General features: G+C 71.8%; 18 protein-coding genes. 9 read left to right on the top strand and 9 right to left on the bottom strand.

Going from position 1 to position 21894, the window contains the following annotated elements:
- Positions 1 to 43 precede the first annotated feature (43 nt).
- Positions 44 to 586: a YcxB family protein gene (locus ACT53U_RS03800; protein ID WP_476152856.1), complete on the top strand. Its 543-nt coding sequence runs from the start codon at positions 44 to 46 to the stop codon at positions 584 to 586.
- Here the strand turns inward: ACT53U_RS03800 and ACT53U_RS03795 are convergent.
- Genes ACT53U_RS03795 through ACT53U_RS03785 form a run of 3 tightly spaced genes read right to left on the bottom strand, consistent with a single transcriptional unit; the run spans position 570 to position 3198 of the window.
- The gene (locus ACT53U_RS03795) at positions 570 to 1079 is read right to left on the bottom strand and encodes a GDYXXLXY domain-containing protein (RefSeq protein WP_476152854.1); all 510 of its coding nucleotides are present in this window, start codon (positions 1077 to 1079) and stop codon (positions 570 to 572) included. The two genes, ACT53U_RS03800 and ACT53U_RS03795, sit on opposite strands and share 17 nt — an antisense overlap.
- Positions 1076 to 2182, bottom strand: a complete 1107-nt coding sequence (locus ACT53U_RS03790; RefSeq protein ID WP_476152853.1) for a DUF4401 domain-containing protein — start codon at positions 2180 to 2182, stop codon at positions 1076 to 1078. The genes ACT53U_RS03795 and ACT53U_RS03790 overlap by 4 nt, the downstream gene beginning before the upstream one ends.
- Positions 2179 to 3198 (bottom strand): DUF2157 domain-containing protein, encoded by a 1020-nt coding sequence (locus ACT53U_RS03785; protein WP_476152852.1) that lies wholly within the window; start codon positions 3196 to 3198, stop codon positions 2179 to 2181. Before ACT53U_RS03785 ends, ACT53U_RS03790 begins: the two co-directional genes overlap by 4 nt.
- A gap of 71 nt (positions 3199 to 3269) precedes the next feature.
- Here ACT53U_RS03785 and ACT53U_RS03780 point away from each other — a divergent pair, with 71 nt between their 5' ends.
- A complete protein-coding gene (locus ACT53U_RS03780; protein ID WP_476152850.1) occupies positions 3270 to 3812 on the top strand; it encodes a hypothetical protein in 543 nt (180 codons plus the stop codon).
- Positions 3813 to 4005: 193 nt separating this feature from the next.
- Here the strand turns inward: ACT53U_RS03780 and ACT53U_RS03775 are convergent, their stop codons facing one another.
- The gene (locus tag ACT53U_RS03775; RefSeq protein WP_476152849.1) at positions 4006 to 4689 is read right to left on the bottom strand and encodes a hypothetical protein; all 684 of its coding nucleotides are present in this window, start codon (positions 4687 to 4689) and stop codon (positions 4006 to 4008) included.
- A gap of 142 nt (positions 4690 to 4831) precedes the next feature.
- Positions 4832 to 5458, bottom strand: a complete 627-nt coding sequence (locus tag ACT53U_RS03770; RefSeq protein WP_476152847.1) for a hypothetical protein — start codon at positions 5456 to 5458, stop codon at positions 4832 to 4834.
- Between the two features lie 274 nt (positions 5459 to 5732).
- Between ACT53U_RS03770 and ACT53U_RS03765 the strand changes: the two genes are divergently transcribed.
- From ACT53U_RS03765 to ACT53U_RS03755, 3 genes are read left to right on the top strand one after another with little or no spacing between them, the layout of a single operon-like run.
- The gene (locus ACT53U_RS03765) at positions 5733 to 7091 is read left to right on the top strand and encodes a S1C family serine protease (protein WP_476152845.1); all 1359 of its coding nucleotides are present in this window, start codon (positions 5733 to 5735) and stop codon (positions 7089 to 7091) included.
- Positions 7092 to 7106: 15 nt separating this feature from the next.
- The gene (locus tag ACT53U_RS03760) at positions 7107 to 7793 is read left to right on the top strand and encodes a response regulator transcription factor (RefSeq protein WP_476152843.1); all 687 of its coding nucleotides are present in this window, start codon (positions 7107 to 7109) and stop codon (positions 7791 to 7793) included.
- Positions 7790 to 9172: a sensor histidine kinase gene (locus ACT53U_RS03755; protein WP_476152841.1), complete on the top strand. Its 1383-nt coding sequence runs from the start codon at positions 7790 to 7792 to the stop codon at positions 9170 to 9172. Before ACT53U_RS03760 ends, ACT53U_RS03755 begins: the two co-directional genes overlap by 4 nt.
- A 198-nt stretch (positions 9173 to 9370) precedes the next feature.
- Here the strand turns inward: ACT53U_RS03755 and ACT53U_RS03750 are convergent, their stop codons facing one another.
- Complete coding sequence (locus tag ACT53U_RS03750) at positions 9371 to 11704, bottom strand: caspase family protein (protein ID WP_476152839.1); 2334 nt, start codon at positions 11702 to 11704, stop codon at positions 9371 to 9373.
- Positions 11705 to 11908: 204 nt separating this feature from the next.
- Here ACT53U_RS03750 and ACT53U_RS03745 point away from each other — a divergent pair, with 204 nt between their 5' ends.
- Positions 11909 to 13405 (top strand): patatin-like phospholipase family protein, encoded by a 1497-nt coding sequence (locus ACT53U_RS03745; RefSeq protein ID WP_476152837.1) that lies wholly within the window; start codon positions 11909 to 11911, stop codon positions 13403 to 13405.
- A gap of 7 nt (positions 13406 to 13412) precedes the next feature.
- Here the strand turns inward: ACT53U_RS03745 and ACT53U_RS03740 are convergent, their stop codons facing one another.
- Positions 13413 to 14414 (bottom strand): glycosyltransferase family 2 protein, encoded by a 1002-nt coding sequence (locus tag ACT53U_RS03740; RefSeq protein ID WP_476152835.1) that lies wholly within the window; start codon positions 14412 to 14414, stop codon positions 13413 to 13415.
- Positions 14415 to 14530: 116 nt separating this feature from the next.
- Between ACT53U_RS03740 and ACT53U_RS03735 the strand changes: the two genes are divergently transcribed.
- Both ACT53U_RS03735 and ACT53U_RS03730 read left to right on the top strand, forming a co-directional pair.
- Positions 14531 to 15700 (top strand): hypothetical protein, encoded by a 1170-nt coding sequence (locus ACT53U_RS03735; RefSeq protein WP_476152833.1) that lies wholly within the window; start codon positions 14531 to 14533, stop codon positions 15698 to 15700.
- Positions 15697 to 16320: a hypothetical protein gene (locus ACT53U_RS03730; RefSeq protein WP_476152831.1), complete on the top strand. Its 624-nt coding sequence runs from the start codon at positions 15697 to 15699 to the stop codon at positions 16318 to 16320. Before ACT53U_RS03735 ends, ACT53U_RS03730 begins: the two co-directional genes overlap by 4 nt.
- A 6-nt stretch (positions 16321 to 16326) precedes the next feature.
- Here the strand turns inward: ACT53U_RS03730 and ACT53U_RS03725 are convergent, their stop codons facing one another.
- Positions 16327 to 17235 (bottom strand): LysR family transcriptional regulator, encoded by a 909-nt coding sequence (locus tag ACT53U_RS03725; protein WP_476152829.1) that lies wholly within the window; start codon positions 17233 to 17235, stop codon positions 16327 to 16329.
- 323 nt (positions 17236 to 17558) lie between these two features.
- Here ACT53U_RS03725 and ACT53U_RS03720 point away from each other — a divergent pair, with 323 nt between their 5' ends.
- Entirely contained in the window at positions 17559 to 18860 is a 1302-nt protein-coding gene (locus ACT53U_RS03720) for a Glu/Leu/Phe/Val family dehydrogenase (RefSeq protein WP_476152827.1), read from the top strand.
- Positions 18861 to 19054: 194 nt separating this feature from the next.
- Here the strand turns inward: ACT53U_RS03720 and ppc are convergent, their stop codons facing one another.
- The gene (gene ppc, locus ACT53U_RS03715) at positions 19055 to 21802 is read right to left on the bottom strand and encodes a phosphoenolpyruvate carboxylase (protein ID WP_476152825.1); all 2748 of its coding nucleotides are present in this window, start codon (positions 21800 to 21802) and stop codon (positions 19055 to 19057) included.
- Between the last annotated feature and the right edge of the window lie 92 nt (positions 21803 to 21894).

Raw genomic sequence — 21894 nt, 5'->3', positions numbered from 1 at the left:
CGCCGGCCCCTCGGCGCGGCGCTTCTTCGAAAGGTCGCTACCCGTGACGCTGACGTCTCTCCCCCATCGGCTGACCGCCCACGATCTCCGCGCCGCCGGGCCGAACCTGCCCGGCGTGAGCCTGTCTATGACGCGCTTCGCCGGGATGGTCGCGGTGCTCGCGGGTTTCGCCGGATCGCTCGTCGGGCTGGTCTTCGGCCGCCATGTCGACGGCGGATCGCTCGTCGGCTTCGCCGCGCTCTCCGGCTCCTCGGCCTTTGCCGCGCTCGCGGGCCTCCAGCTGTGGTTCGCCCGCAAGCAGGACGCCGCCGTCGCGGCGGCCGTGCCGGAGACCCTGCCGGAACAGGTCGCGGTGATCGACGAGGACGGCATTCGCCTGCGCTCGGAGCTCGGCGAGACCTTCACCCGCTGGGCGGCGATCGAGCGGGCCGAGCGGCGCGGCGACGACCGTGTGCTGATCGGGCGCAACGGCATCCGCCATGCGGTGCCGGCCCGCGCCATGCCGGATGCCGACTGGCGCGCGTCCTTCGACCGGGCGGTCGAGGCCGGGCTCGCCGGCAGCCGTTCGCTCAGCGAGCCGGCGTAGTCGGGGCGGGCGTCGGTGGTTCGATGCGGCGGGCGTTCTCGTCGGCGAGGCCGACGAGCAGGTGGCGGCCATCGGGGGCGACGCGGAAGATGCCGTATTTCGCCTTGGCCCAGACTTCGGCGGTGCCCTCCTGGAAGAGGAACGAGTGCGGCTCGACCGAGAGGCCGCCGCCGCGGGCGCGGGCGACGCGGAAGGCGATCTCGCCGGGCCCGGGGGCGCCTTCGCTCGCGTGGCGGACGAAGGTGCCGGTGCGTCGGTCGTCGAGGGCGAGGACGATGGTTCCGCTGCCGCCGCCCGTGACGTCGGTCGAGGTCCGTTCGATGTCGAAGCGCAGGCGCATGTAGTCGCCCTGCATCAACGAGCGCGGGTCGACCGGGGCGAGCGCCAGCAGCACCTCGTCGCCGGAAGCGATCAGCGCCTCGGCGCGCCAGACGTTCCAGCCGAGGGCGGCGAAGACGAAGATCGCGAGGAGGGCGTGGAGGGTCCGTCTCATGGCGTTGTCTCCCGATCCCAGCCGGCGCGGTGCATGACCCAGCGCGCGGCGAGCAGCAGCAGGCCGGCGGCGATCAGCGCGGCGGACTTCTCCATCAGCGTCATGTCGCGGCCGTAGTACCAGAGCGCCAGGAAGCCCGGCAGCGCGAGGATGCCGGCGATACGGGTCGGCGTGTCGTGGCGGGCATGGCCGAGGACCAGCAGGCCGAGCGCGAAGACGAGGCCGGGGGCGCCGGCGAGGCCGAGCGCGGCGATGCCGAGGCAGGCGGCGGCGAGCGGCGGCCGGGCGAGGCGGTCGAGCCCGCCCGCCGCCCAGGCGACGAGGCCGACGAGCGACAGCGTCAGCAGCGCCTCGATCGGGCGCGGGTCGAAGGCGCGGGGCGACGCCCGGAAGCCGAGATCGTGGCCGGCGGCGACGATCGCGACGACGGTGCCCATCGCCCCGAGCGCGGCGAGGCCGATCGGCCGCAGCACCGTCGGCACCCGGTGCGGCAGCAGCAGGGAGCCGGCGACCACGGTCGCGGCGAGATGGTAGAGCGTCAGTCCGGCGGTGCCGGCGCCGCCGTCGCGGAAGAGCTCGAAGAGCGCGGCAGCGGCGACGGCGTAAGGCGACAGCAGCCGGTCGAGCGAGGAGCCGGAGACCGGGTAGGTCACGACGGTGACGACGAAGAGCGCCGCGGTGGCGACGCCGGTCGTCCGCTCGCCCCAGACCGTCAGCGCGCCGCCGACGAACAGCACCTTGCCGAGCGCCATGGCGACGAAACTCGTCTGGGCGAGGAGATCGCGGCCGATGCCGACCTCGGCGCGCCGCGTCGCGAAGGCGAGCGCGATGCCGGCGGCGAGGAAGACGGTCCCCGAGACCATCATGTTCGGACCGTCGTCGAAGGAGATGATCCGCGCCACGCCGAGGAAGGCGAGGAAGAAGGCGGTGGCGATGGCGGTGCCGATCGCCGTCAGGATCTTGAGGTGGAGCGGCGGCTCGCCGTCGCGTGCCTCGGCTCGGATCGCCGCGGCGAGGGTGGGGGCTTCGGCCTCGCTCACCAGACCGGCGTCGCGCCAGCGGGAAAGGAGGGTGGTCGCGTCGATCCGCGAGGTCTCGCTCATCGGCCGGCCTCCATCGTGCGGGCGACGCCGCGCAGCCAGGCGACGGCGCCGGCGAAGAGGCCGAGGGTCGCGAGGCCGAGCAGGAAGAAGGTGCCGATGTCGTCGCCGTGCCGGCCCGAGGTCAGCAGGTGGAACAGTGCGATGTCGACGACGCAGCAGGCGGCGATCGCCGTCGCCGAGAGCACCGCGAGATCGGGCAGGCGGCGGCGATAGACGACGAGGAAGGCGACGAGCGTCGCCGGGGCGACGACGACGGTCGTCCAGTCGACGCGATCATAACCATAGCGGGCGCCGATCAACTCGAGCATCGCCATGACGATCGCGACGAGGATCGGCAGGGCGAGGTAGAAGCGCGTCCAGCGCGCCGCCGGCCAGCGGTGACCGCGGGCGACGAGGACCTCGCGCAACGCCAGCAGGGCGCCGTCGAGCAGGATCACCGCGAGATGGAGCGCTGCGGACTGAAGGCCGTCGGGCCGTGCCTCGTCCCACCAGGTGATGAGCGCGACGTTGGCGACGGCGATCCACAGTGCCCAGGCGGCGGCGGAGCGCAGGGTCAGCGCCCAGCCGAGTGTCAGCGCGGCCCAGCCGGCGAAGAGCTGCCAGGCGTCGGCGCCGGTCTGGTGGATCTGGCCGTCGACCGCCATGAAGACGCCGACGAGCAGCACCGAGGCGGTGCCGGCGACGTCGGCCGACAGGCGATCGAAGCCGCCGACCAGCACCATGGCGACGGCGGCGGCGAGCAACACCGCGATGCCGGCGAGTTTGGCGAGCGGCGGGATGGCGTTCCAGTTGAAGGCGAAGAACCAGACGATGCCGGCGAGCACCATGGCGGCGCCGAGGACGGTCATCAGCCGCGCCGCCCACAGGCCCCAGCGGCGCGGCGGCTCGATCAGCTCGAGGCCGGCGTCGCGCGCCGCGGCCGAGATCAGGCCGAGGCCGGCGAGCCGGTCGAGCAGGCGGCGATCGACGACGATCGTCCCCGTGCCCCCGCGAGCGTCGATTACATCTTCCGTCATCGCGCCTTCCTCGTCTTGCCCACCCTCTCGCGTCGCGTCAGCATCGCATGAAACGACCGAAGGGTGCAGACATGTTGCCGTACCGCCCGAATGCCACTGCCATTGCCGCCGTCGCGCTGCTCCTCGGCCTCGCCGGCCCCTCGCGCGCTGCCGACTGTCCGCTCGATCGCGCGGTCTACACGCCGCTCGACGCCGACGACGACTGGGGCGCCGAGGAGGGCAAGACCAACCTCTGGGAGATCGTCCATGTCCGCCGCGACGGCGGGCCATCGGATCGTCCCTGGGTGCTGCGCCTCGCCGAGGGGCGGCAGAAGCTCTCGGCCGAGTTCGCGGTCTCCCATCCGCCGGGCTTCGGTCAGGCCCACGTCTTCATGACGCGGCCGCCGGGCGGGGCGGCGGGCCCGCGCTTCGAGGCGAAGGGGGCGCCGTCGGCGATCCTCTACTATTTCGGCGAGGACCTCCGCCGGCTCGATCCCGACGCCGAGAGCGCGGCCAAAGCACCGCCCTACGTCCAGCTTCCGGGGCTCTCCAAGGCCTTCTGGGACTGGAAGCGCGACGGGCGTCGTTTCGTGCCGCCGGACGGGATGTGGAAGCTCGCGCGCTGTGCGGGGTGAGACGCGAAGGGACGAGAACCCGATTCTCATCCCTCCGTTCGGCTTCATGTTGAGGTGCTCGCGTCAGCGAGCCTCGAAACACGAAGCCTCGACGGGCCGTGCCTCTCGGCCCTTCGCCCTTCGAGGCTCGGCTTCGCCGAGCACCTCAGGATGAAGGGCCTCTGCGAGAGGCTGCAACCCGTGCGGCTTTCGATCAGTTGGTCTCGAGCCGGTAGTGGGCGAGCGAGCCGCCGTTGTTGTGGACCTTCACGGTGAAGGAGCCGGTCCAGGCCGGGGTGAAGCGGCAATAGGCCGGGTCGGTGTCGCGGCAGATCAGATGACCGCCCTCGTCGAAGACCTCGAGCATGATGTCGTTGGTGTCGGTGCCGACGGCGGCGATCTCGGCGGTCTGCTTGGCGCGGAAGTCCATCGAGCGGGTGTGGATGGTGCGGCCGGTGATCTGGCCGAGGCTGACGATGCCGCCGCCGACGCGGCCCTTGGTGGCGGCTGCCTTCACGTCGTCGGCCAGCGCGACGATGGTCTTGTCGTTCTTCGCGAGCGCCTTGGCCTCGTCGAGCAGGGCGGCGACCACGTCGGTCGCGGCCGGCGCCGGGGCGGCTTCGCCCTCGGCCTTGCGCTCGACCACCTTGGTGCCGACGCCCTGGCGGATCTGGGCGGCGACCACCAGCGACAGCGGGTCCTTGTTGGCGCGGCCCCAGGCGGCGAGCTGTTCGGAGAGGTGGAGCTGGGCGACGGGCAGCGCCTCGCCGGCCTTCGGGGCCTCGGCCGAGACGTTCGACTTCGTCTTGTCGGCCGGCGCCGCCGTCTGGGCGGACGCGTGGGCCACGAGACCGAGGGCCGCCGCGACGGCGAGGGGGGCGAGCATGCGGATCTTCATCGGACACTCCTTGTCGACCGTCCGCGGGCGCGGAATCGGGGTTGGTTCGGCGGCCGCAGGGCCGTCGTGTTTGGTCTGGCGGCCTGGCGGCCGCCGGGGGGGCAGGTCCGGCGCCGCGTCGGGCGCCGAAGGGGGGAAACCGTCAGTTGGTGAACATGCGGTAGGGGACGGCGACGGCGGAGCGGTTCTCCACCTTGACGTCGAACTTGGCGGTCGAGCTCGGCACCCAGCCGCAATAGGCGACGGCGGACGGGTTGGGGTCGCGGCAGACGAGGTTGCCGGCCTCGTCCCAGACCGAGATCTGGACGTTGCCCTGGCCGGCGATCTCGACATAGGCCTCCGCGTAGCGGGTGCCCTCGAAGCCGAGGCGACGGTACCAGTCGGTGCCGGCCGGCCGGAGCGTGGCGCGCGACACGCCGGCGCCCTGGACGAGGCCCTTGGAGGCATTGCCGCGGACGTCGTCGGCCAGCGCCGCGACGGTCGCGTCCTTGCCGGCGAGCGCAACGGCCTCGGCGAGCAGCGCCTCGACGCTCGCCTCGCCCACGGGGGCGGTGGCAGCGGCGGCGGCCTCGCCGGTCTGTTCCGGCGCGCGCTCGATCGCCTTGGCGCCGACGCCCTGACGGATCTGGGCGGCGACGATCAGCGCCAGCGGGTTCTTGTCGGCGCGGCCCCATTCGGCGAGCCGGGCCGACAGCGCGAGGCGGCCGAGCGGCGCCGGGGCTGGGTCGGCTGCACCTGCCGTGCCGGCGGCGAGAAGGCTCGTCGCCAAGAAGAACGCCGTCGTGGCGCGACGAGGCGAAGACATGAGGGACGACGGCGGCATCGAAGATCTCCCGTTCGACGACCCGCGACGCGGAACCCTGTCCGTGCATCGCGTCGCCTTCATTCGAAGTCTTGCAGATGCCCGGCGGTGCGACAATAGCGCGCAAGATGACGAATGCCGTCATGTTGGCCGTTGCGCACTCGATGACGGCTTTCGTAACGCGGGAAACCGCGCGGCACGGCGCATAGCTGGGGCACGAAACCCACGCGAGGAACCGTCCGTGCCCGCTGCTCGTCGCTTCGCCTGCCTCCGCCGCCTCGATCCCGTCATTCTGATCCTCGGTCTTCTCGCCGCGTCGTGGCCGGCCTCCAGCGGCGTCGGTCTCGCCTCCGGCGCGCCCGAGGCCGCCGCCGACTTCGCCGCCGCCGCCCGCGTCGTCGATCGCTCGGTCGTCGGTGTCGTCGGCCAGACCGGGGGCTCCGACCGCGATCGCGGCGCCGGCTTCGTCTGGCGGTCGGGTGGGCTCGTCGTCACCGCCGCCCATGTCGTCTCCGGCGAGACGACGATCGCGGTGCGGCTCGCCGACGGACGCGAGCTGCCGGCCCGCCTGATGGGCGCCGACGACGTCGCCGACGTCGCGGTGCTGCGGATCGACGACGATCCGCCGGTCGCCGAGGTCGCGCCCGGCGACGGCCTGCGACGCGGCGATCCCGTCGCGGCGATCGGCGATCCGCTGGGTTTTGCCGCGACGCTCACCGTCGGTCACGTCTCGAGCCCGGCGCGCCCGCTCGACGAGGCCTCGCCCTTCGAGGTGATCCAGCACGACGCCGCGCTCAATCCCGGCTCGTCGGGCGGGCCGCTGATCGACCGTCACGGTCGGGTCGTCGGCATGAACGTGGCGATCGCCGACGGGGCGCGTCGGCATGTCGGCATCGGCTTCGCCCTGCCGGTCGCGGCGGTCGAGCGCGTCGCCGATCGGCTGGCGCGCGACGGGGCGATCGATCGCCCGCGGCTCGGCGCGCGGTTTCGGGCCGCCCGTTCGTTGCGCCCGGCGATGCCGGGGCTCGGCGACGGGCTGGTGGTCGAGGCGGTCACGCCCGGATCGCCGGCCGAGGCCGCGGGGCTCGAGGCCGGCGACGTGGTGATCGCGGCGGAGGGGCAGCCGCTCGCGGTGCCGCGTGATCTCGCCCGCGTGCTCGAGACCAAGCGGCCGGGCGAGGCGCTGGCGCTCGAGGTTGCGACCGGCGGCGAACGGCGGGCGGTGGTCGTGCCGCTCACGGCGATGCCGAAGCGGACGTCGGCGACGCGCGCGGTGGTCGCGAGGGCGCCCTTCGCCCTCGGGTTGGTGCTCGCGGCGGGCTCGCGCCGCATCACCGAGGTGGCGCCGGAGGGGCCGGCGGGCGGGCTCGGTCTCGCGCCCGGCGACGAGATCCTGGCGGTGGGCGAGACGCGGCTCTCCGACACGGCCGCGGCCGCCGCGATCGCCGCCGCCGAGGCGCGGGCCGGGGCGGGCGGCGTCGCTCTTCTCGTCCGCCGGGGCGAGACGACGCGCTGGTTGGTCGTCGGTCCGCGCGGACGCCTCGACGGCGAGGCGCCTTTCGGCTCCAATGCCGAAGCGCGGACGAGTCATCCGTTCTGAGCCGGGGAGCGAGCGATGGCGATGGAAGCCCTGATCATCGAGGACGACGCCACCATGGCCGCCCACATGGCGGCACTGCTCGAGAGCCGCGACTTTTCCGCCGAGATCGTCGCCGACGGCGCCGAGGGCCTGCGGATCGCCGCTGCACGGCCCTGGGACCTGATCGTCACCGACCGGATGCTGCCCGGCCTCGAGGGGCTCGACGTGGTGGCGCGCCTGCGCGAACTCGGCGTGCCGACGCCGGTGATGGTGGTCTCGGCGCTCGGGCTCACGGGCGACCGCGTCGAGGGGCTCGAGCGCGGCGCCGACGACTATGTCGCCAAGCCCTTCGCCGACGACGAGTTTCTCGCCCGCGTCCATGCCCTGTTGCGCCGCGCCCGACCGGAGCCGCATCCCGAGATCCTGCTGGTCGGCGAGGTCGAGATCCGGGTGAAGGCGCGCACGGTGCATCGCGCCGGTCGCCATGTGGCGCTGTCGCCGAAGGAGTTCGAGCTCTTGCGCTGCCTCGCCGAACACGCCGGGCGCTACGTGCCGCGGTCGCTGCTGCTCGAGCGGGTGTGGAACCTGCGCTTCGATCCGCAGACCAACGTCGTCGACGTCCACGTCTCGCGGCTGCGCGGCAAGATCGACGAAGGCTTCGCCGGCTCGATCATCCGCTCGGCGCGCGGCGAGGGCTACATGCTGGCGACGGAGCCGGCATGAGCGCTGCCGCCCGGCTCTCCCGCCTCGCGCGGTCGTCGACGTTGCGGTTGGTCGCGACGATCGTCGCGGTGTTCCTGGCGGCGGCCATGGTTCTGGCGGCGCTCGTCTGGACCTCGGTCTCGGCCCATGTCGAGCGCTCGATCCTCGACACGATCCGCACCGATGCCGCCGGTCTCGAAGCCGTCTGGCGCGACGGCGGCACGGCGGCGCTGGCGCGGGCGGTCGACCTCCGACGCGGCGAGACCGGGCCGGACGGGCATCGCCGCGTCCATGTCGTCGTCTCGGCCGAAGGCGACAAGATCGCCGGCGACTTCGATGCCTTCCCCAACGACGTCGCCCCCGACGGCGAGACGGTGCGCTTCCGCGATCCCGCCGGCACCGCCTATTCCGGCATCGTGCGGCGGATCGCCGGCGGGCCGGACCTGCTCGTCGCCCACGACCGGGCCGAACACGACGCGGCGATGGCGCGGCTGGCGCGCGAACTGGCCTTGCCGATCGTCGCGGCGCTGTTGATCGCGCTCACGGTCGCCTTCCTCGTCGGCGGGCGGTTGATCGACCGGGTCGAACGGGTCAACGCCACGGCGCGGGCGGTCGAGGCGGGCGATCTCTCGGCCCGCGTCGTCATGGCCGGCGACGACGAGTTCGGGCGGTTGGCGGCCCACGTCAACGCCATGCTCGACCGGATCGAGGTGCTGATGCGCGGCGTCCACCATCTCTCCGACCAGATCGCCCACGAGACGCGGACGCCGCTCGCCCGCCTGCGCGCCCGGCTCGAGCGGGCGCGGCGCGAGGCGGAGGCCGATCCCGCGAGCCGCGGCGCGGTCGCGGCCTTCGACGACGCCATCGCGGAAGCGGCCGAACTCATCGCCGTCTTCTCGGCGCTGCTCGACATCGCCCGCACGGAAGCAGCCGCCGGCGACGCGCGCGGGCTGGCGCATGTCGATCTCGCGAGCATCGTCGCCGACGTCGTCGACCTCTACGAGGCGGTGGCGGAAGATCGCGGCGTGACGATCGCGGTCGAGGTGGTTCCGGCGGTGGTCCTCGGCGAGCGCACGGCGCTGACGCGGATGCTCGCCAATCTCGTCGACAACGCCGTGAAGTTCTCGCCCGCGGGTGGAGCGATCGACGTCGGCGTCGCGGTTTCCGGGCGCTCGGTCACCCTTTCGGTGCGCGACCGCGGTCCGGGTCTGCCGGAGGGCTTCGAGACGCGGGCCTTCGAGCGTTTCACCCGCGCCGAGGCGACGGCCGACGTGCCGGGCCACGGGCTCGGTCTGCCCTTCGTCCGCGCGGTGGCGCTGCGGCACGGCATGAAGATCGCGCTGGAACGCGCCGAGCCGGGGCTGCGGGTGGTGGTCCGCGGTGAGATCGCGGAAGGGTGAGGGGGTTGACGGCGTACGGGTGAGAGCCGTTCCGACTCTGCCCTCTGTTTGGCTTCATGTTGAGGTGCCCGGCGCAGCCGGGCCTCGAAACACGAAGCCACGACGGGCGGTGCCTCTCGGCCCTTCGCGCTTCGAGGCTCGCTTCGCTCGCACCTCAGCATGAAGGGCCTCTGCAATGGGGTTGGCCTTCGTAGGCCCTCACTTCCCCCCGTCCGGCGCGACCACGCGCCAGCCGAAATCGAGGATGCCGGCGGCGCCGAGGCTGGCGGGCGTGGCGGCGGAACGGGTGGCGGTCCCGCCGAAGGCCGCCGCCTCCATCAGGCCGCGGAAGGTGCCGGGCGCCGCGCCGCCGCGGGTGGCGACGGTCGAGGGGGCGGGCTGCGCCAGATAGCGGAAGTCGGCGGGGAGCGCCGTGCGGCCCTCGACCTCGACGGCGACGAAGAGCAGACGCTCGCGACCGATCGGCAGCGGCGCCTTGCGCGCCCGGCTCCAGGTGACGATGCGCAGCGGCACCAGGCGGCCGGCGACGCCGGGCTCCAGCCGGATGCCCTCGGGCGGCCCCATGTAGGCGATGCCGCCGGCGCCGTCGACATAGAGCGGCGTCACGTCGATCGGCTTTCCTCCGGCGTTCGAGAGGCGGAAATAGAGCGCGTCGCAATGGCCGAGGTCGGGGACGCTCTCGCCGATCGGCCGCGCCGTGTCGGGCAGGCGGTCGAGCGTCAGCGTCGGGCAGGGGCGGTCGTCGTCGGCGAGGGCGCCGGGGGGCGGCGCGCCGTCGTCGGCGAGGAGGAAGGGCTCGACGGTCAGCGCGCTCGCCACCGGACCGGCGCCGACGAGGCCGGCGACGCGCACCAGATTGCGGGCCTTGGCGTGGGCGGAGAGCGCGGCGCGCAGGGCCTTCGTCGTGGCGGCGGCATCGCTCCCGAGCGGCATCGACGGGCTCGCCTCGCGGCCGCTCGTCGCCAGCGTCGCACCGTCGGCGACCCACCACAGCCGTTCCTCGGCGACGTGCAGGCGCAGATCGGCCGGTTCGTCGGCGCCGACGAGGCGGATCGCGGCTTCGGTCTCGGACGCAAGCGCGGCGAGGGCGGCGTCGAGCGCGTCCGCCTTCGAGCCACTGCCGATCGTCGCGGGGCGGGCGACGGCGAGGCGGAAGTCGGCGCCGCGCTCGACCAGCGTCGCGAGCAGGCTGTCACGGGCGAGCGTGGCATCGAAGGCGAGGCCGTCGCGCGCCACCGGTTCGGCACTCGCGCGGGCAGGGCCGGCCTCGACGACGCGGGCGAAGGCGCGCGGCGTGTCGGGGGCATCGGTCGTGGCGAGGGCGACGATCGCGCCGGCGGAGAGGCCGTCGACGGCGCCGCCGGCAAGGGCGATGCGGCCACCCTCGACGGTCGCGGGCCAACGCATCCGGCCGCCGGCCGCACCGCCGGGGACGGGGGCGGCGAGGTCGCCCTCGAACATCGGCGTCGGCGACTGGCCGAACTGGTCGTAACCGGCCATCACCTCGTGGGCGACATCGCGGAAGGTCGAGACCCGGCCCTCGCGCAGCGCGCGGGCGAGGTAGAAGGTGAGGACGCCGTGCGGCCGTCGCTCGCCGGCGCCGTAGCCGCGCGGCAGCGCCTTCTGCAGCGCCACCTGATCCGGCCAGGCGGCGAAGAAGGCGACGTAACCGCCGGGTTCGACCGCGGCGGCGGGCGTGGCGGGGCGAGGTGCCGGGAGGGCCGGTGCCTCGGGCTTCGCCGAGAAGAGTGCGCCGAAGCCCCAGCCGGGCGTCGTCGGGCGTGGTGTCGCCACCCGTCCGCGGGCGGCGGCCTGTTTCTTCGCGCGCGCCTCCTCGGCGGCGCGGGCCTTGGCGAGCGCGGCGTCGGGGATGCCGAGCACGGCGGGCGGCACCTGTTTGGCGACGTCGCCGCCGGCGGCGCGCGTCATCGTGCCGGAATGGCAGGCGTCGACCACGACGAAGACGCGCGCGCCCTTGGCGCGGATGGCGGCGACGGCGCGGCCGAGTTCGTGGTCGACCAGCGCGTTCTTCACCGCGCCGAGCGAATCCTCCCACGGGCCGATGTCGATCGGCAGGAAGATCTCCTCGAGCCCATCGGCCTTGGCGACGGTGTGTTTCGACGGGTCGACGATCGGTTGCTGCGAGCCGTGGCCGGAGAGGTGGACGAGGACGAAGTCGCCGGGGCCGGACTTGGCCGCGAGGTCGTCGAGCCCGGCGAGGATGGCGGCGCGGGTCGGCAGGCCGTCGGCGGGCCGGCCGGCGGTGGTGCGTTCGAGCCCGTCGGCGAGGACGCGGATGTTCTCGTCGCGAAAGCCGATCACCTTCAGCGTGTCGAGCATCAGCGCGACGTCGTTGCGCGGACCGGCGAGCTGGAGATCGCCGACCGTCTCCTTCGGGTAGTCGGAGACGCCGACGAGGAGCGCGCGGCGCTGCGGTTCGGCGGCCCCGGCGGCGGTGAGGCCGAGGGCGACGATCGCGGCGGCGAGCGACGGCAGCAGCAGACGGGCGAGGAGGCGAAGGACGAGCGGCATCGGCAGGATCCGGCGAGCACCACCCGGCGGGCGACGCGACGGAAGGAGCCTGCCAGAGCCGGCGCGCGCGGTAAACGTGCGGCGCGGCCGATGACGGCATTCGTAATGGCCGAGGCGCGATCTACGGCCTTCGGCCCTCTCGACAAGACCGGTTCGTTTCCGGAGAGTGACGTCAGGCAACCGCACCATCGATCGGGGCTCTCGATGTCGTCGCTTCCACCCAACCGCCACGGCCGCGGACGGGCGCTCTTCGGCCTCGCCGGTGCGCTCCTCCTCGGCTCCTGTGCCTCGCTCGACGATGCGCCGATCAATGCCGCCGTCGAGGGCGGCGGGATGGTGGAGGCGTCGGCCGCGGTCTTTCCCGACGACGGCGACGGCGAGACGCTGATCGGCCTCAACTTCTCGGGCGGCGGCACGCGCGCGGCGGCCTTCGCCCACGGCGTGCTCGAGGCCTTCGCCGAGACCGAGATGCCGGGGCCGGGCGGGCGCATGGTCAATCTCGCCGACCGCATCGACTTCGTCTCCGGCGTCTCGGGCGGATCGGTGACGGCGGCGTGGTTCGGCCTCGAGGGGCGGCGGGGGCTCGGGGCGTTCCGCGAGAAATTTCTGCTGAAGAACGCCGAGGAGAACCTCTCCGACAATCCGCTGAACCCGGCGACGCTGGCCAAGGTCTACGCCGGCGGGGCAAACGACCGGTCGAACCTGCCGCAATGGCTCGACGCCAACCTGTTCGGCGGGGCGACCTTCGCGCGCCTGCTCGAGAAGAAGCGGCCGACGGTGTGGCTCAACGCCTCCGACATCGCCAATCACGCGCCCTTCGTGTTCGAGCCCGCCACGTTCCGCGCCTTCTGCTCGGATCTCTCGGCGCTGCCGATCTCGGAAGCCGTGGCGGCGTCGGCCGCGGTGCCGGTGATCTTCGCGCCGGTGTCGCTCGAGACCTTCCCCGAGCGCTGCGCCTGGGAGATGCCACGCTGGGCGCGCTTCGCCTCGGAACACGCTTCGGCGCCGGCGCTGCTCAAGGCCAATGCCCGAGCGCTCGCCGCCTATCGCGATCCGGCGAAGATGAAATACATCCGCCTGCTCGACGGCGGCCTCACCGACAATTTCGGCCTCGCAGGCCTCACGATCGCGCGGGCCGCCGCCGAGACGCCGCATGCGCCGCTCACCGCGCGGCAGGCGGCGCGGCTGAAGCGGGCGATGTTCCTCGTCGTCAACGCCGGCCGCGCCTCGGAGACCGACTGGGCGCGCACGCGGCAGGGGCCGACGGTGACGCCGCTCCTGATGGCGGTGATCGACACCGGCATCGACGCCTCGGTGCGGCAGGGGTTCGACGCGTTCCAGCTCACCGTGGCGCGTTGGCAGCAGGATCTCGTCGAGTGGCGCTGCCGTCTCACGCCGGCCGAGGTGACGCGGCTGGTCGGCACCACGAAGGGCTGGAACTGTCGCGACGTGAAGTTCCTCTCCGGCGAGGTCGCCTTCGACCAGCTGCCCGACCGGCGCGAGAAGCTGCAGAAGATCGCCACGCGCTTCGTGCTGCCGGCCGACGAGGTCGATCTGCTGATCGGCGCCGGGCGCGACGCGACGCTCGCCAATCCGGTGTTCAACGGTTTCCTGCGCACCGCCCGTCCGCCGGGCGTCGCAGCCGGACGCCCGCTCGCGCCGCAGGGCGGGGCCAAGGTGACGCTGACGCCGAGTCGATGAGAGCGGGCTATCGCCGCGCGGGGCCGGCGGGGGCCTGCCGGTCGGCGAAGGTGGTGGTGTCGACGAGGTAACGCGGGCGGCGTTTGACCTCCATGTAGATCTTGCCGACGTACTCGCCGACGATGCCGAGGGCGAACAGCGTCACGCCGTTCAGCATGTAGAGCGGTACGGCGAGCGAGGTCCAACCCTCGACGACCTGTCCGGTTGCCTTGCGCACGAGGGCATAGAGGGCGGCGGCGGTGGCGGCGAGGAAGACCAGCGCGCCGGCGAGGGCGACGAGCCGCAGCGGCGCGATCGAGAAGGACGTGATGCCGGTCCAGGCCAGCGACAGCATGCGGCGCAGGGTATATTTGCTCTCGCCGGCCCTGCGGGGCGCGCTTTCGAAGTGGACCGTCTCGATCCGGCCGTGCAGGAGCTTCTGCAGACCACGCAGGAAGAGGTGGTATTCCGAGAAGGCCGTCAGGTTGCGCATCGCGGCATGCGACATCAGGCGGAAGTCGGCGTGGTGCTTGACGAGGTCGACGCCGAGCAGGCGCATGACTTCGTAGAAGGCGGCGGCGGTGGTCCGTTTGAAGACGCCGTCGCCTGTCCGGGCGGAGCGCACGCCGAGCACGATCTCGGCGCCGCGGCGGTAGGCCTCGAGCATCGGCTTCAGGGCCGCCGGGTCGTCCTGCAGGTCGGCATCCATGGAAATCGTGACGTCGACGCGGTCCGCCACCGCCTCGAGACCGGCGACCAGCGCGCTCTGATGGCCGGCATTGACCGCCAGCCGCACGCCCTCGACGCGTCGTCCGTCGTGATGGGCTGTCTCGACGATCGACCACGTCGCGTCGCGCGAGCCGTCGTCGACGCAGACGACGAAACTGTCGGCGGTGCACAGGCCGGCGGCGGTCAGCCGTTCGATCTCGGCGGTCAACGCGTCGAGCGTCGAGGGCAGAACCTCTTCCTCGTTCCAGCAGGGAACGACGACGGCGAGACGCGGGGTGGGGCGCGAAACCTCTGGCTGCATGGCGCGGTCCTCGTCCAGTGGACGTAGCGTCATCTTCACAGCACGGGCGCGACCGCCTATCAAGGGGGCGGACCGTCCGAAAGCGGCTAAAATTCGCCCTGTTCGAGGAATCGAGAATGACCGAGACGATCGCAGGACCTTCCGCATCGATCGGCGAACCGGCCGGAGAGCGCGGCATCGCGCGCAGGCTCGGCTGGATCCTCCTCGTCTTCGTGGCGACGCGGGCGATGATGGTGATCGTCGGGGCGCTGACGATCGGCGCGATCGCCGACAGGCCGATCCGTCTCGTCGACATCTACGAGCTCGGCCTGCGCTGGGACGCCTTCTGGTACGTCGGCGTGATCGAGCACGGCTATTCCGAGATCTGGCCGCACGACAAGTTCGCGATGACGAACTTTGCCTTCTTCCCGGTCTACCCCCTCGCGGTGCGCGGGTTGATCGCGGTGACGGGGCTGCCGACCGTCGCGGCGGGCCTGATCGTCGCCAATCTGTGCTTCGTCGCGGCCCTGTGGCTGATCATGCGTCATGTCGAGGCGCTCGGCTTCTCGGCGACGGTGGAGCGGGCGATCGTCGCGGTGCTCTGCCTGCTGCCCGGCGGCTACGCCTTCTCGGCGATCTACACCGAGAGCGCCTTCATGATGCTGCTCGCGGCGACGATGCTGGCGATACGGCTCGATCGGCCGTGGCTGGCCGCGGCGACGGCCGCCACACTGTCGGCGACGCGGTCGATCGGCGTCCTCGTCGCCGTCTACGCCGTCGCCCGTCACGTCGAGCGGCACGGCCGGGATTGGCTCGGCGCCTATCTGCGCGATCCGCGTCAGGCGCTTCCGATCGTCTGCGCGCCGGTCGGACTGGTGTTCTTCTGGTGGTTCTGCTGGCAGACGACGGGGGATGCCTTCGCCCAGATGTCTTCGGTCAAGGCCGGCTGGGGCTGGACCGTCAGTCCGCCGGGGACGAACCTGTGGTTCGGCCTGACCAGTCGCAACGTCGGCGGCGTCTTCTTCGCCGCCTCGAGCCTGGTCGCCTCGACGCTGATCGTTGCGCTGCTGCGGATGCGGCTGTGGTCGGAGGCGCTCTTCTGCGCCGCCTGTTTCCTGCTCTACTGGTCGGGAACGACGTCGAACTCGCTGCTGCGCTACGCCATCGTGCTGTTCCCGCTGTCGATCCCGCTGGCGCGGCTGGCCGAGACCCGGCCGGTCCTCTTTGCGACCGTCGTCGCGACACTGGCGATGCTCGGCGGCATGCTGATGGCGGCCTGGACGCTCGATCGGGGGATCACGATATGACGCCGCCGCTCGCCGCTTCGTTCCGTCGGCTCCTGTCCAGTCCCCGCGATCTCGCGGTGGTCGGCTTCATGGCCGCCGTCTCGACCTTCGTCCTGGGGTCGTGGGCCTTCCTCTCGGTCGAGAGCCACAACTTCGTCCAGCGCCGTGTCGCCGAGCTCGCCGCGCAGCCGATCATCGGCGCGCCGGCCTACCGTTGGGGTGAGGTGGTTCGTCCCGGTGTCGCGATGGACAATTTCCACGACGGCTGGTCGCGGCGCGAGAGCTGGGGCGTGTGGAACGAAGGACCGCGCGCCCGCATCGCTTTCGCGCCGGTCGAGCCGGCGAAGGGTGACGTCCTCGTGCGGGTCGTGGCGCGCGGCGCCGTGCGCGCAGTGGGGCGGACGCAGGATGTCGAGGTCCGGGTCGGCGGCGAGACCGTCGGGCACTGGTCGTTCGATCGCGACAACGCCCTGGTCGAACGCACGGCGACCTTGCCGGCGCGCCTCGTCGGCGGCGCCTCGCCGTTGGTGATCGAACTGCTGATCGCCGATCCGGTCGCGCCCTACGAGAAGCGGCAGTTCGCCGACATACGGCCGCTCGGCATCGGCATCGCCGAGATCGCGCTGACGCCGGTCGAGTGAGGCTCGTCAGGACGTCGCCGAATAGTCGCCCTGGAGGGCGGTCCAGAAGCGCTCGACCAGCGGCCGGCTCTTCTGCGGCGAGCGGAAGAGGCGGATGTCCATCGTCGCCTCGGGCATCTCGGGGATCGCCACCAGCGTGCCGTGGGCGAGTTCGGCGGCGATCGATCCGGCCGGAAGCCAGGCGATGCCGTGGCCGAGCTGCGCCATGGCCTTGAGCGCGTCGGCCATCGGGTTCTCGAACACCGGCGTCAGCCGCTCGCGGCCCGCGAAGCCCGCGAGCGTCACCTCGGTCAGGCGGCCGAGGAAGGATTCCGGCGTGTAGGCGAGGAAGGGCAGGTCGCCGTCGCCTGTCCGCGGATCGATCACCGGGCGGCCGTCGGGGCCGGGGGCGGAGACCGCCACCAGCCGGTCGGTGCCGAGCGCCAGCGAGGGATAGCGCAGCGGATCGAGCAGCACCGGCACCTTCGGGTGCGTCATGGTCAGCATGAAGTCGACGGCGCCGTCGACCAGCGCCTGGATGGCGTCGTGGAAATTCTCGACCCGCAGGCGCGGCCAGACCGCGCCGTGGCGGGCGATGACGCCCTTCAGCCAGCCGGGGAAGAAACTCGTCGTCAGAACGTGCAGCGAGACGATCGAGATCGAGCCCTCGCCGCGGGCGCGTCTGGCGCGCAAGAGGGCGCGTTGCTGGCGCAGCGCCCGCACCACCTCGTCGGCGGTCTCGCGGAACTCGCTGCCGGCGGCCGTCAGGGTGGTCGGATAGACCGAGCGGTCGACGAGGTCGACGCCGAGCCATTGCTCGAGCTGGCGGATGCGGCGGGAAAAGGCGGACTGGGTGACGTTGCGCTCCTCGGCCGCGCGCGAGAACGAATGCGTCTCGGCGAGCACCAGGAAGTCCTCGAGCCACTTCAGTTCCATGCCGATCCCCTTCGTCGCGAGCGAAACTCTAGGTGGCGGCGTCGGCGCCGTCGAGGCGATGGGTGACGTTATTCCGAAATTGCATAACCCATTCCGTCTTTGGTGTTGGGTCGGGGCGGGAAAAATGTCAAGTCTATAGAGGTCGGACACGATCTTCCGGTTACCGGGAGGATCCGGGGAGCACGGAGCTTTCCCGGATCGAGGCGCCGACGAATACGTGATCGATACGAAGGCCGAGCATCGGATTCGGCGAGCGCATCGGGCGAATACGCTCGCGGCGACGCCAGACTCATGTCCTCGGCCGTTGGAGGAACGTCGACATCATGAATACCGCGTTTCGCATGCCGGTTTCGCTGCCCGCCGCCACCACGCTGATCAACCCCGATGTGGCGCCCTGGGCGATGTTCCTCGAACAGATCGATCGCATCGAGCCGCATCTCGGGCCGCTGGCGCGCTGGACGGAGACGCTGCGGCGGCCGCGCCGGATGCTGACCGTCGACGTTCCCGTCCGTCTCGACGACGGCCGCATCGCCCATTTCGAGGGCTGGCGGGTTCATCACAACACCTCGCGCGGACCGGCCAAGGGCGGCGTGCGCTATCACCCCGACGCCTCGCTGGCGGAAGTCGCGGCGCTCGCCGGCTGGATGACGCTGAAGAACGCGCTGGTGAACCTGCCCTTCGGCGGCGGCAAGGGCGCGGTCCGGGTCGATCCGGCGCTGCTCTCGCTCGGCGAACTGGAGCGGCTGACGCGACGCTACACCAGCGAGATCGCCGTCCTGCTCGGCCCCGACAAGGACATCCCGGCGCCGGACGTGAACACCAATCCGCAGGTCATGGCCTGGATGATGGACACCTATTCGGCGACCGTCGGCCACATGACGACCGGCGTCGTCACCGGCAAGCCGGAATCGCTCGGCGGTTCGCTGGGCCGGAGCGAAGCGACCGGGCACGGCGTCTTCATCGTCGGTGCGCGGGCGGCGGAAAAGCTCGGTCTGGCGATCGAGGGCGCCGCGGTCGCGGTGCAGGGCTTCGGCAACGTCGGCGGCGCCGCGGCGCGGTTCTTCCATGCGGCGGGGGCCCGGATCGTCGCGGTGCAGGACGTCCACGGCACGCTGATTTCGCCGGCCGGCATCGATCCGGTGGCGCTCACGGCGCATCTGGCGAAGGGCGGCCTGTTCGCAGACTTCCGCGGCGCCGAGTTCGCTTCGCGCGAGGCCTTCTGGCGGGTGCGTTCCGACATCCTGGTGCCGGCGGCGCTCGAGAACCAGATCACCGAGGAACTGGCGGCGACGATCCAGACCCGTCTGATCGTCGAGGGCGCCAACGGCCCGACGACGCCGGCCGCGGACGATGTTCTGGCCGATCGCGGCATCGTCGTGGTGCCGGACATTCTCGCCAACTCCGGCGGGGTGGTCGTGTCCTACTTCGAATGGGTGCAGGACTTCTCGTCGTTCTTCTGGGGGCTCGAGGAAATCGACGGGCGGCTGCGCACCATCCTCGACCATGCCTTCGAGGCGACCTGGGCCGCCCACGAGGAGACCGGCCTGCCGCTGCGCTCGGCGGCGCAACTGCTGGCCTGCCGTCGCGTTCTGGCGGCGCGCGAACAGCGCGGCATCTATCCGTGAGGATGGGACGGGTGGACCGGTGAAGCCGGGCGTTCCGGCCCTCTGTTCGGCTTCACCCTGAGGTGCCCGACGAAGTCGGGCCTCGAAGGGCGAAGCCTCGACGGGCCTTGCCTCTCGGCCCTTCGCCCTTCGAGGCTCGCTTCGCTCGCACCTCAGGATGAAGGGCCTCCGCGAGAGGCTCGCCGCCTCCGCCCTCAGCCCGTGTTCCTGAGACCCGCGGCGATGCCGTTGATGGTGATCAGGATGCCGCGCTGGGTCTTCTCCTCGCGCGAGCCGGCTCGCCAGCGGCGCAGCAGCTCGACCTGGAGATGGTTGAGCGGCGCGATGTAGGCGAAGCGGTGGGCGATCGAGCGGGCGAGCGTCCGGTTGTCGGCGAGCCGTTCCGCCGTCCCGGTGATCAGCGTCAGCGCGTCGACGGTGCGGGTCCACTCGGCGCGGATCTCGGCGAAGACCTTTTCCGCCAGCGCCCGGTCGGGCACCAGTTCGGCGTAGCGCTGGGCGACACGGAGGTCGGCCTTGGCCAGCACCATGTCCATGTTGGAGACGAGGGTGCGGAAGAACGGCCACTCGACGTACATCCGCTTCAGGAGCGCGCCGTTCACCTCCGGATCCTCGGCGAGGATGGCGGCGATCGCCGAACCGAAGCCGTACCAGCCCGGCAGCGTCACGCGGCTCTGACCCCAGGAGAAGCCCCAGGGAATGGCGCGCAGATCCTCGATCGCCCGCGTCGCCTTGCGTGAGGCGGGGCGCGAGCCGATGTTCAGCTGGGCGATCTCGGCGATCGGGGTGGCGGCGAAGAAATAGTCGACGAAACCCTCGGTCTCGTAGACCAGCGCGCGATAGGCGGCGCGGCTGGCGTCGGACAGGCGCGCCGCGAGGTCGAAGAACTCGCTCGGCGCGGTCTCCTTGCGCTGTAGGAGCGAGGCCTCGAGGGCGGCGGCCATCAGCGTCTCGAGATTGCGGCGGCCGATCTCCGGGTTGGCGTATTTGGCGTTGATCACCTCGCCCTGTTCGGTGAGGCGGATCTGGCCCTTCACCGTGCCGGGCGGCTGGGCGACGATCGCCTCGTAGGACGGGCCACCGCCGCGACCGACGGCGCCGCCGCGGCCGTGGAAGAGGCGCATCGCGATGCCGGGCTTTCCCTCGAAGACGCGGGCGAGCGCGGTCGAGGCGCGATAGAGCTCCCAGGTCGAGGTGAAGTAGCCGCCGTCCTTGTTGCTGTCGGAGTAGCCGAGCATGATGTCCTGCTCGGCGCCCGACGAGCGCACCATCGCCTCGATGCCGGGCAGGTCGTAGAAGGCGCGCATGATCGGTTCGGCGGCGCGCAGGTCGTCGATGGTCTCGAACAGCGGCGCAACGATCAGATCGACCACGGCACCGGCCCCGACCGTGCCGCGCATCAGGCCGCATTCCTTCTGCAGCAGCAGCACTTCGAGCAGGTCGGAGACGGTCTCGGTGTGGCTGATGATGTAGTGGCGGATGGCGTCGGGGCCGAATTCGGCACGCAGACGCCGCGCCGTCTCGAAGATCTCGAGTTCGCCGGTGGTCAGCGCCGAATAGGTGGTGTTGGGCACGCGAAGCGGGCGCGGATCGGCGAGGAGCTTCATCAAGAGCGCCTGCCGGGCGGCCTCGTCGAGGGCGAGATAGTCGGCTTCGACCTTCGCGGTCGCCAGCAGTTCGGCGACCACCTGTTCGTGCTGGTCGGAGCTCTGGCGCAGGTCGGTGGTCGCCAGATGGAAGCCGAAGACCTCGACGGCGCGCACCAGCGGCGACAGCCGGATCGGCAAGAGCAGCGCGCCGTGATGGCGGCGCAGCGAATCCTCGACGATGCGCAGGTCGGCGAGGAAGGCGGCGGCACTCGGATAGGGTTCGACGACGGCGATGACGCCGCGCGGCGCCTTCTTGCCGACGAGCTTCTCGTAGGTCGCGGCGAGGCGCGAGTAGATGCCGACGAGGGCGCGGCGATAGGGCTCGTCGCTGCGCTGGGCGTTCTTGTCGGGCGAGGCCTCGGCGAGAGTGTGCAGCTCGGCCGAATGGGGCACCAAGATGCCGGAGACCGAGAGTTCGCGCCCCAGGTGGTGCAGTTCCTCGAGATAGTGCTCGAAGGCGACGTCGGCCTGGCTGGTCAGCGCCTTGACCAGGGTCGGCGCGGTGACGTTGGGGTTGCCGTCGCGATCGCCGCCGATCCAGTTGCCCATCCGGAAGAAGGGGGCGACCGGCTTGCCGAGCAGGTCCTCGAGATCGGCATAGAGCTTGGGGATCTCGGTCAGGAAGGTCGAGCGGTAGTAGCCGAGCGCGTTCTCGATCTCGTCTTCGACCGTCAGCTTGACGAAGCGCAGGATGCGGGTCTGCCACAGCTGGGCGATGCGGGCGCGGATCTTGGTGCCGTTGGCGGCGAGGTCGCGCGGGTTCTTCAGCCGGTCACGTTCGGCCAGAAGCGCGGCGATGGCGCGTTCGGCATCGAGGATCGCCTGACGCTGGACCTCGGTCGGGTGGGCGGTCAGCACCGGCGAGACCCAGGCGCGCTGGAGGGCGCGGGAGACCGCGGCGGCGTCGATGCCGGCCTCCTGAAATCGATCGAAGGCGCGGGTGAGACTGCCGTTGCGCTTCTCGTCGCGCTCGTGGTGGACGGCGCGGCGGCGCAGGTGGTGGCAGTCCTCGGCGAGGTTGGCGAGGTGTGAGAAGTAGGTGAAGGCGCGGATCACCGACACGGTCTCGGACGGCGACAGGCGCTGCAGCAGCGCGTCGAGATTGCTGGCCGCCACCGGATCGGCGTCGCGCTCCCAGGCGACCGAGAGGCGGCGGATCGCCTCGACCACCTCGAAGGCGGCCTCGCCGTCCTGTTCGCGCACGATGTCGCCGAGGAACTGGCCGAGCATGCGGATGTCCTCGAAGAGCGGCGCGTCCTTTTCCTGTTCGGCGATGGCGTCGGTCGTGGTCATGGGTGGGGTCTCCGACGGTGGACGGGCTCTACGAACCGATGTGAACACGAATCTCGCCCGGCTGGCAATGATGCCGCGGCATCAAGAAATTG

This window comes from Pinisolibacter sp. DMC19, from assembly GCF_056313985.1.
The sequence above is the reverse complement of the archived record's forward strand: the minus strand, read 5'-3'. Positions and strand labels throughout refer to the sequence as shown.

Bases quoted from the DNA above. Each gene is read 5' to 3' on its own strand.
- ACT53U_RS03795 (WP_476152854.1), bottom strand. From the start codon at position 1,079: ATGAGACGGACCCTCCACGCCCTCCTCGCGATCTTCGTCTTCGCCGCC.
- ACT53U_RS03790 (WP_476152853.1), bottom strand. From the start codon at position 2,182: ATGAGCGAGACCTCGCGGATCGACGCGACCACCCTCCTTTCCCGCTGG.
- ACT53U_RS03785 (WP_476152852.1), bottom strand. From the start codon at position 3,198: ATGACGGAAGATGTAATCGACGCTCGCGGGGGCACGGGGACGATCGTC.
- ACT53U_RS03780 (WP_476152850.1), top strand. From the start codon at position 3,270: ATGTTGCCGTACCGCCCGAATGCCACTGCCATTGCCGCCGTCGCGCTG.
- ACT53U_RS03775 (WP_476152849.1), bottom strand. From the start codon at position 4,689: ATGAAGATCCGCATGCTCGCCCCCCTCGCCGTCGCGGCGGCCCTCGGT.
- ACT53U_RS03760 (WP_476152843.1), top strand. From the start codon at position 7,107: ATGGCGATGGAAGCCCTGATCATCGAGGACGACGCCACCATGGCCGCC.
- ACT53U_RS03755 (WP_476152841.1), top strand. From the start codon at position 7,790: ATGAGCGCTGCCGCCCGGCTCTCCCGCCTCGCGCGGTCGTCGACGTTG.
- ACT53U_RS03750 (WP_476152839.1), bottom strand. From the start codon at position 11,704: ATGCCGCTCGTCCTTCGCCTCCTCGCCCGTCTGCTGCTGCCGTCGCTC.
- ACT53U_RS03745 (WP_476152837.1), top strand. From the start codon at position 11,909: ATGTCGTCGCTTCCACCCAACCGCCACGGCCGCGGACGGGCGCTCTTC.
- ACT53U_RS03740 (WP_476152835.1), bottom strand. From the start codon at position 14,414: ATGCAGCCAGAGGTTTCGCGCCCCACCCCGCGTCTCGCCGTCGTCGTT.
- ACT53U_RS03735 (WP_476152833.1), top strand. From the start codon at position 14,531: ATGACCGAGACGATCGCAGGACCTTCCGCATCGATCGGCGAACCGGCC.
- ACT53U_RS03730 (WP_476152831.1), top strand. From the start codon at position 15,697: ATGACGCCGCCGCTCGCCGCTTCGTTCCGTCGGCTCCTGTCCAGTCCC.
- ACT53U_RS03725 (WP_476152829.1), bottom strand. From the start codon at position 17,235: ATGGAACTGAAGTGGCTCGAGGACTTCCTGGTGCTCGCCGAGACGCAT.
- ACT53U_RS03720 (WP_476152827.1), top strand. From the start codon at position 17,559: ATGAATACCGCGTTTCGCATGCCGGTTTCGCTGCCCGCCGCCACCACG.
- ppc (WP_476152825.1), bottom strand. From the start codon at position 21,802: ATGACCACGACCGACGCCATCGCCGAACAGGAAAAGGACGCGCCGCTC.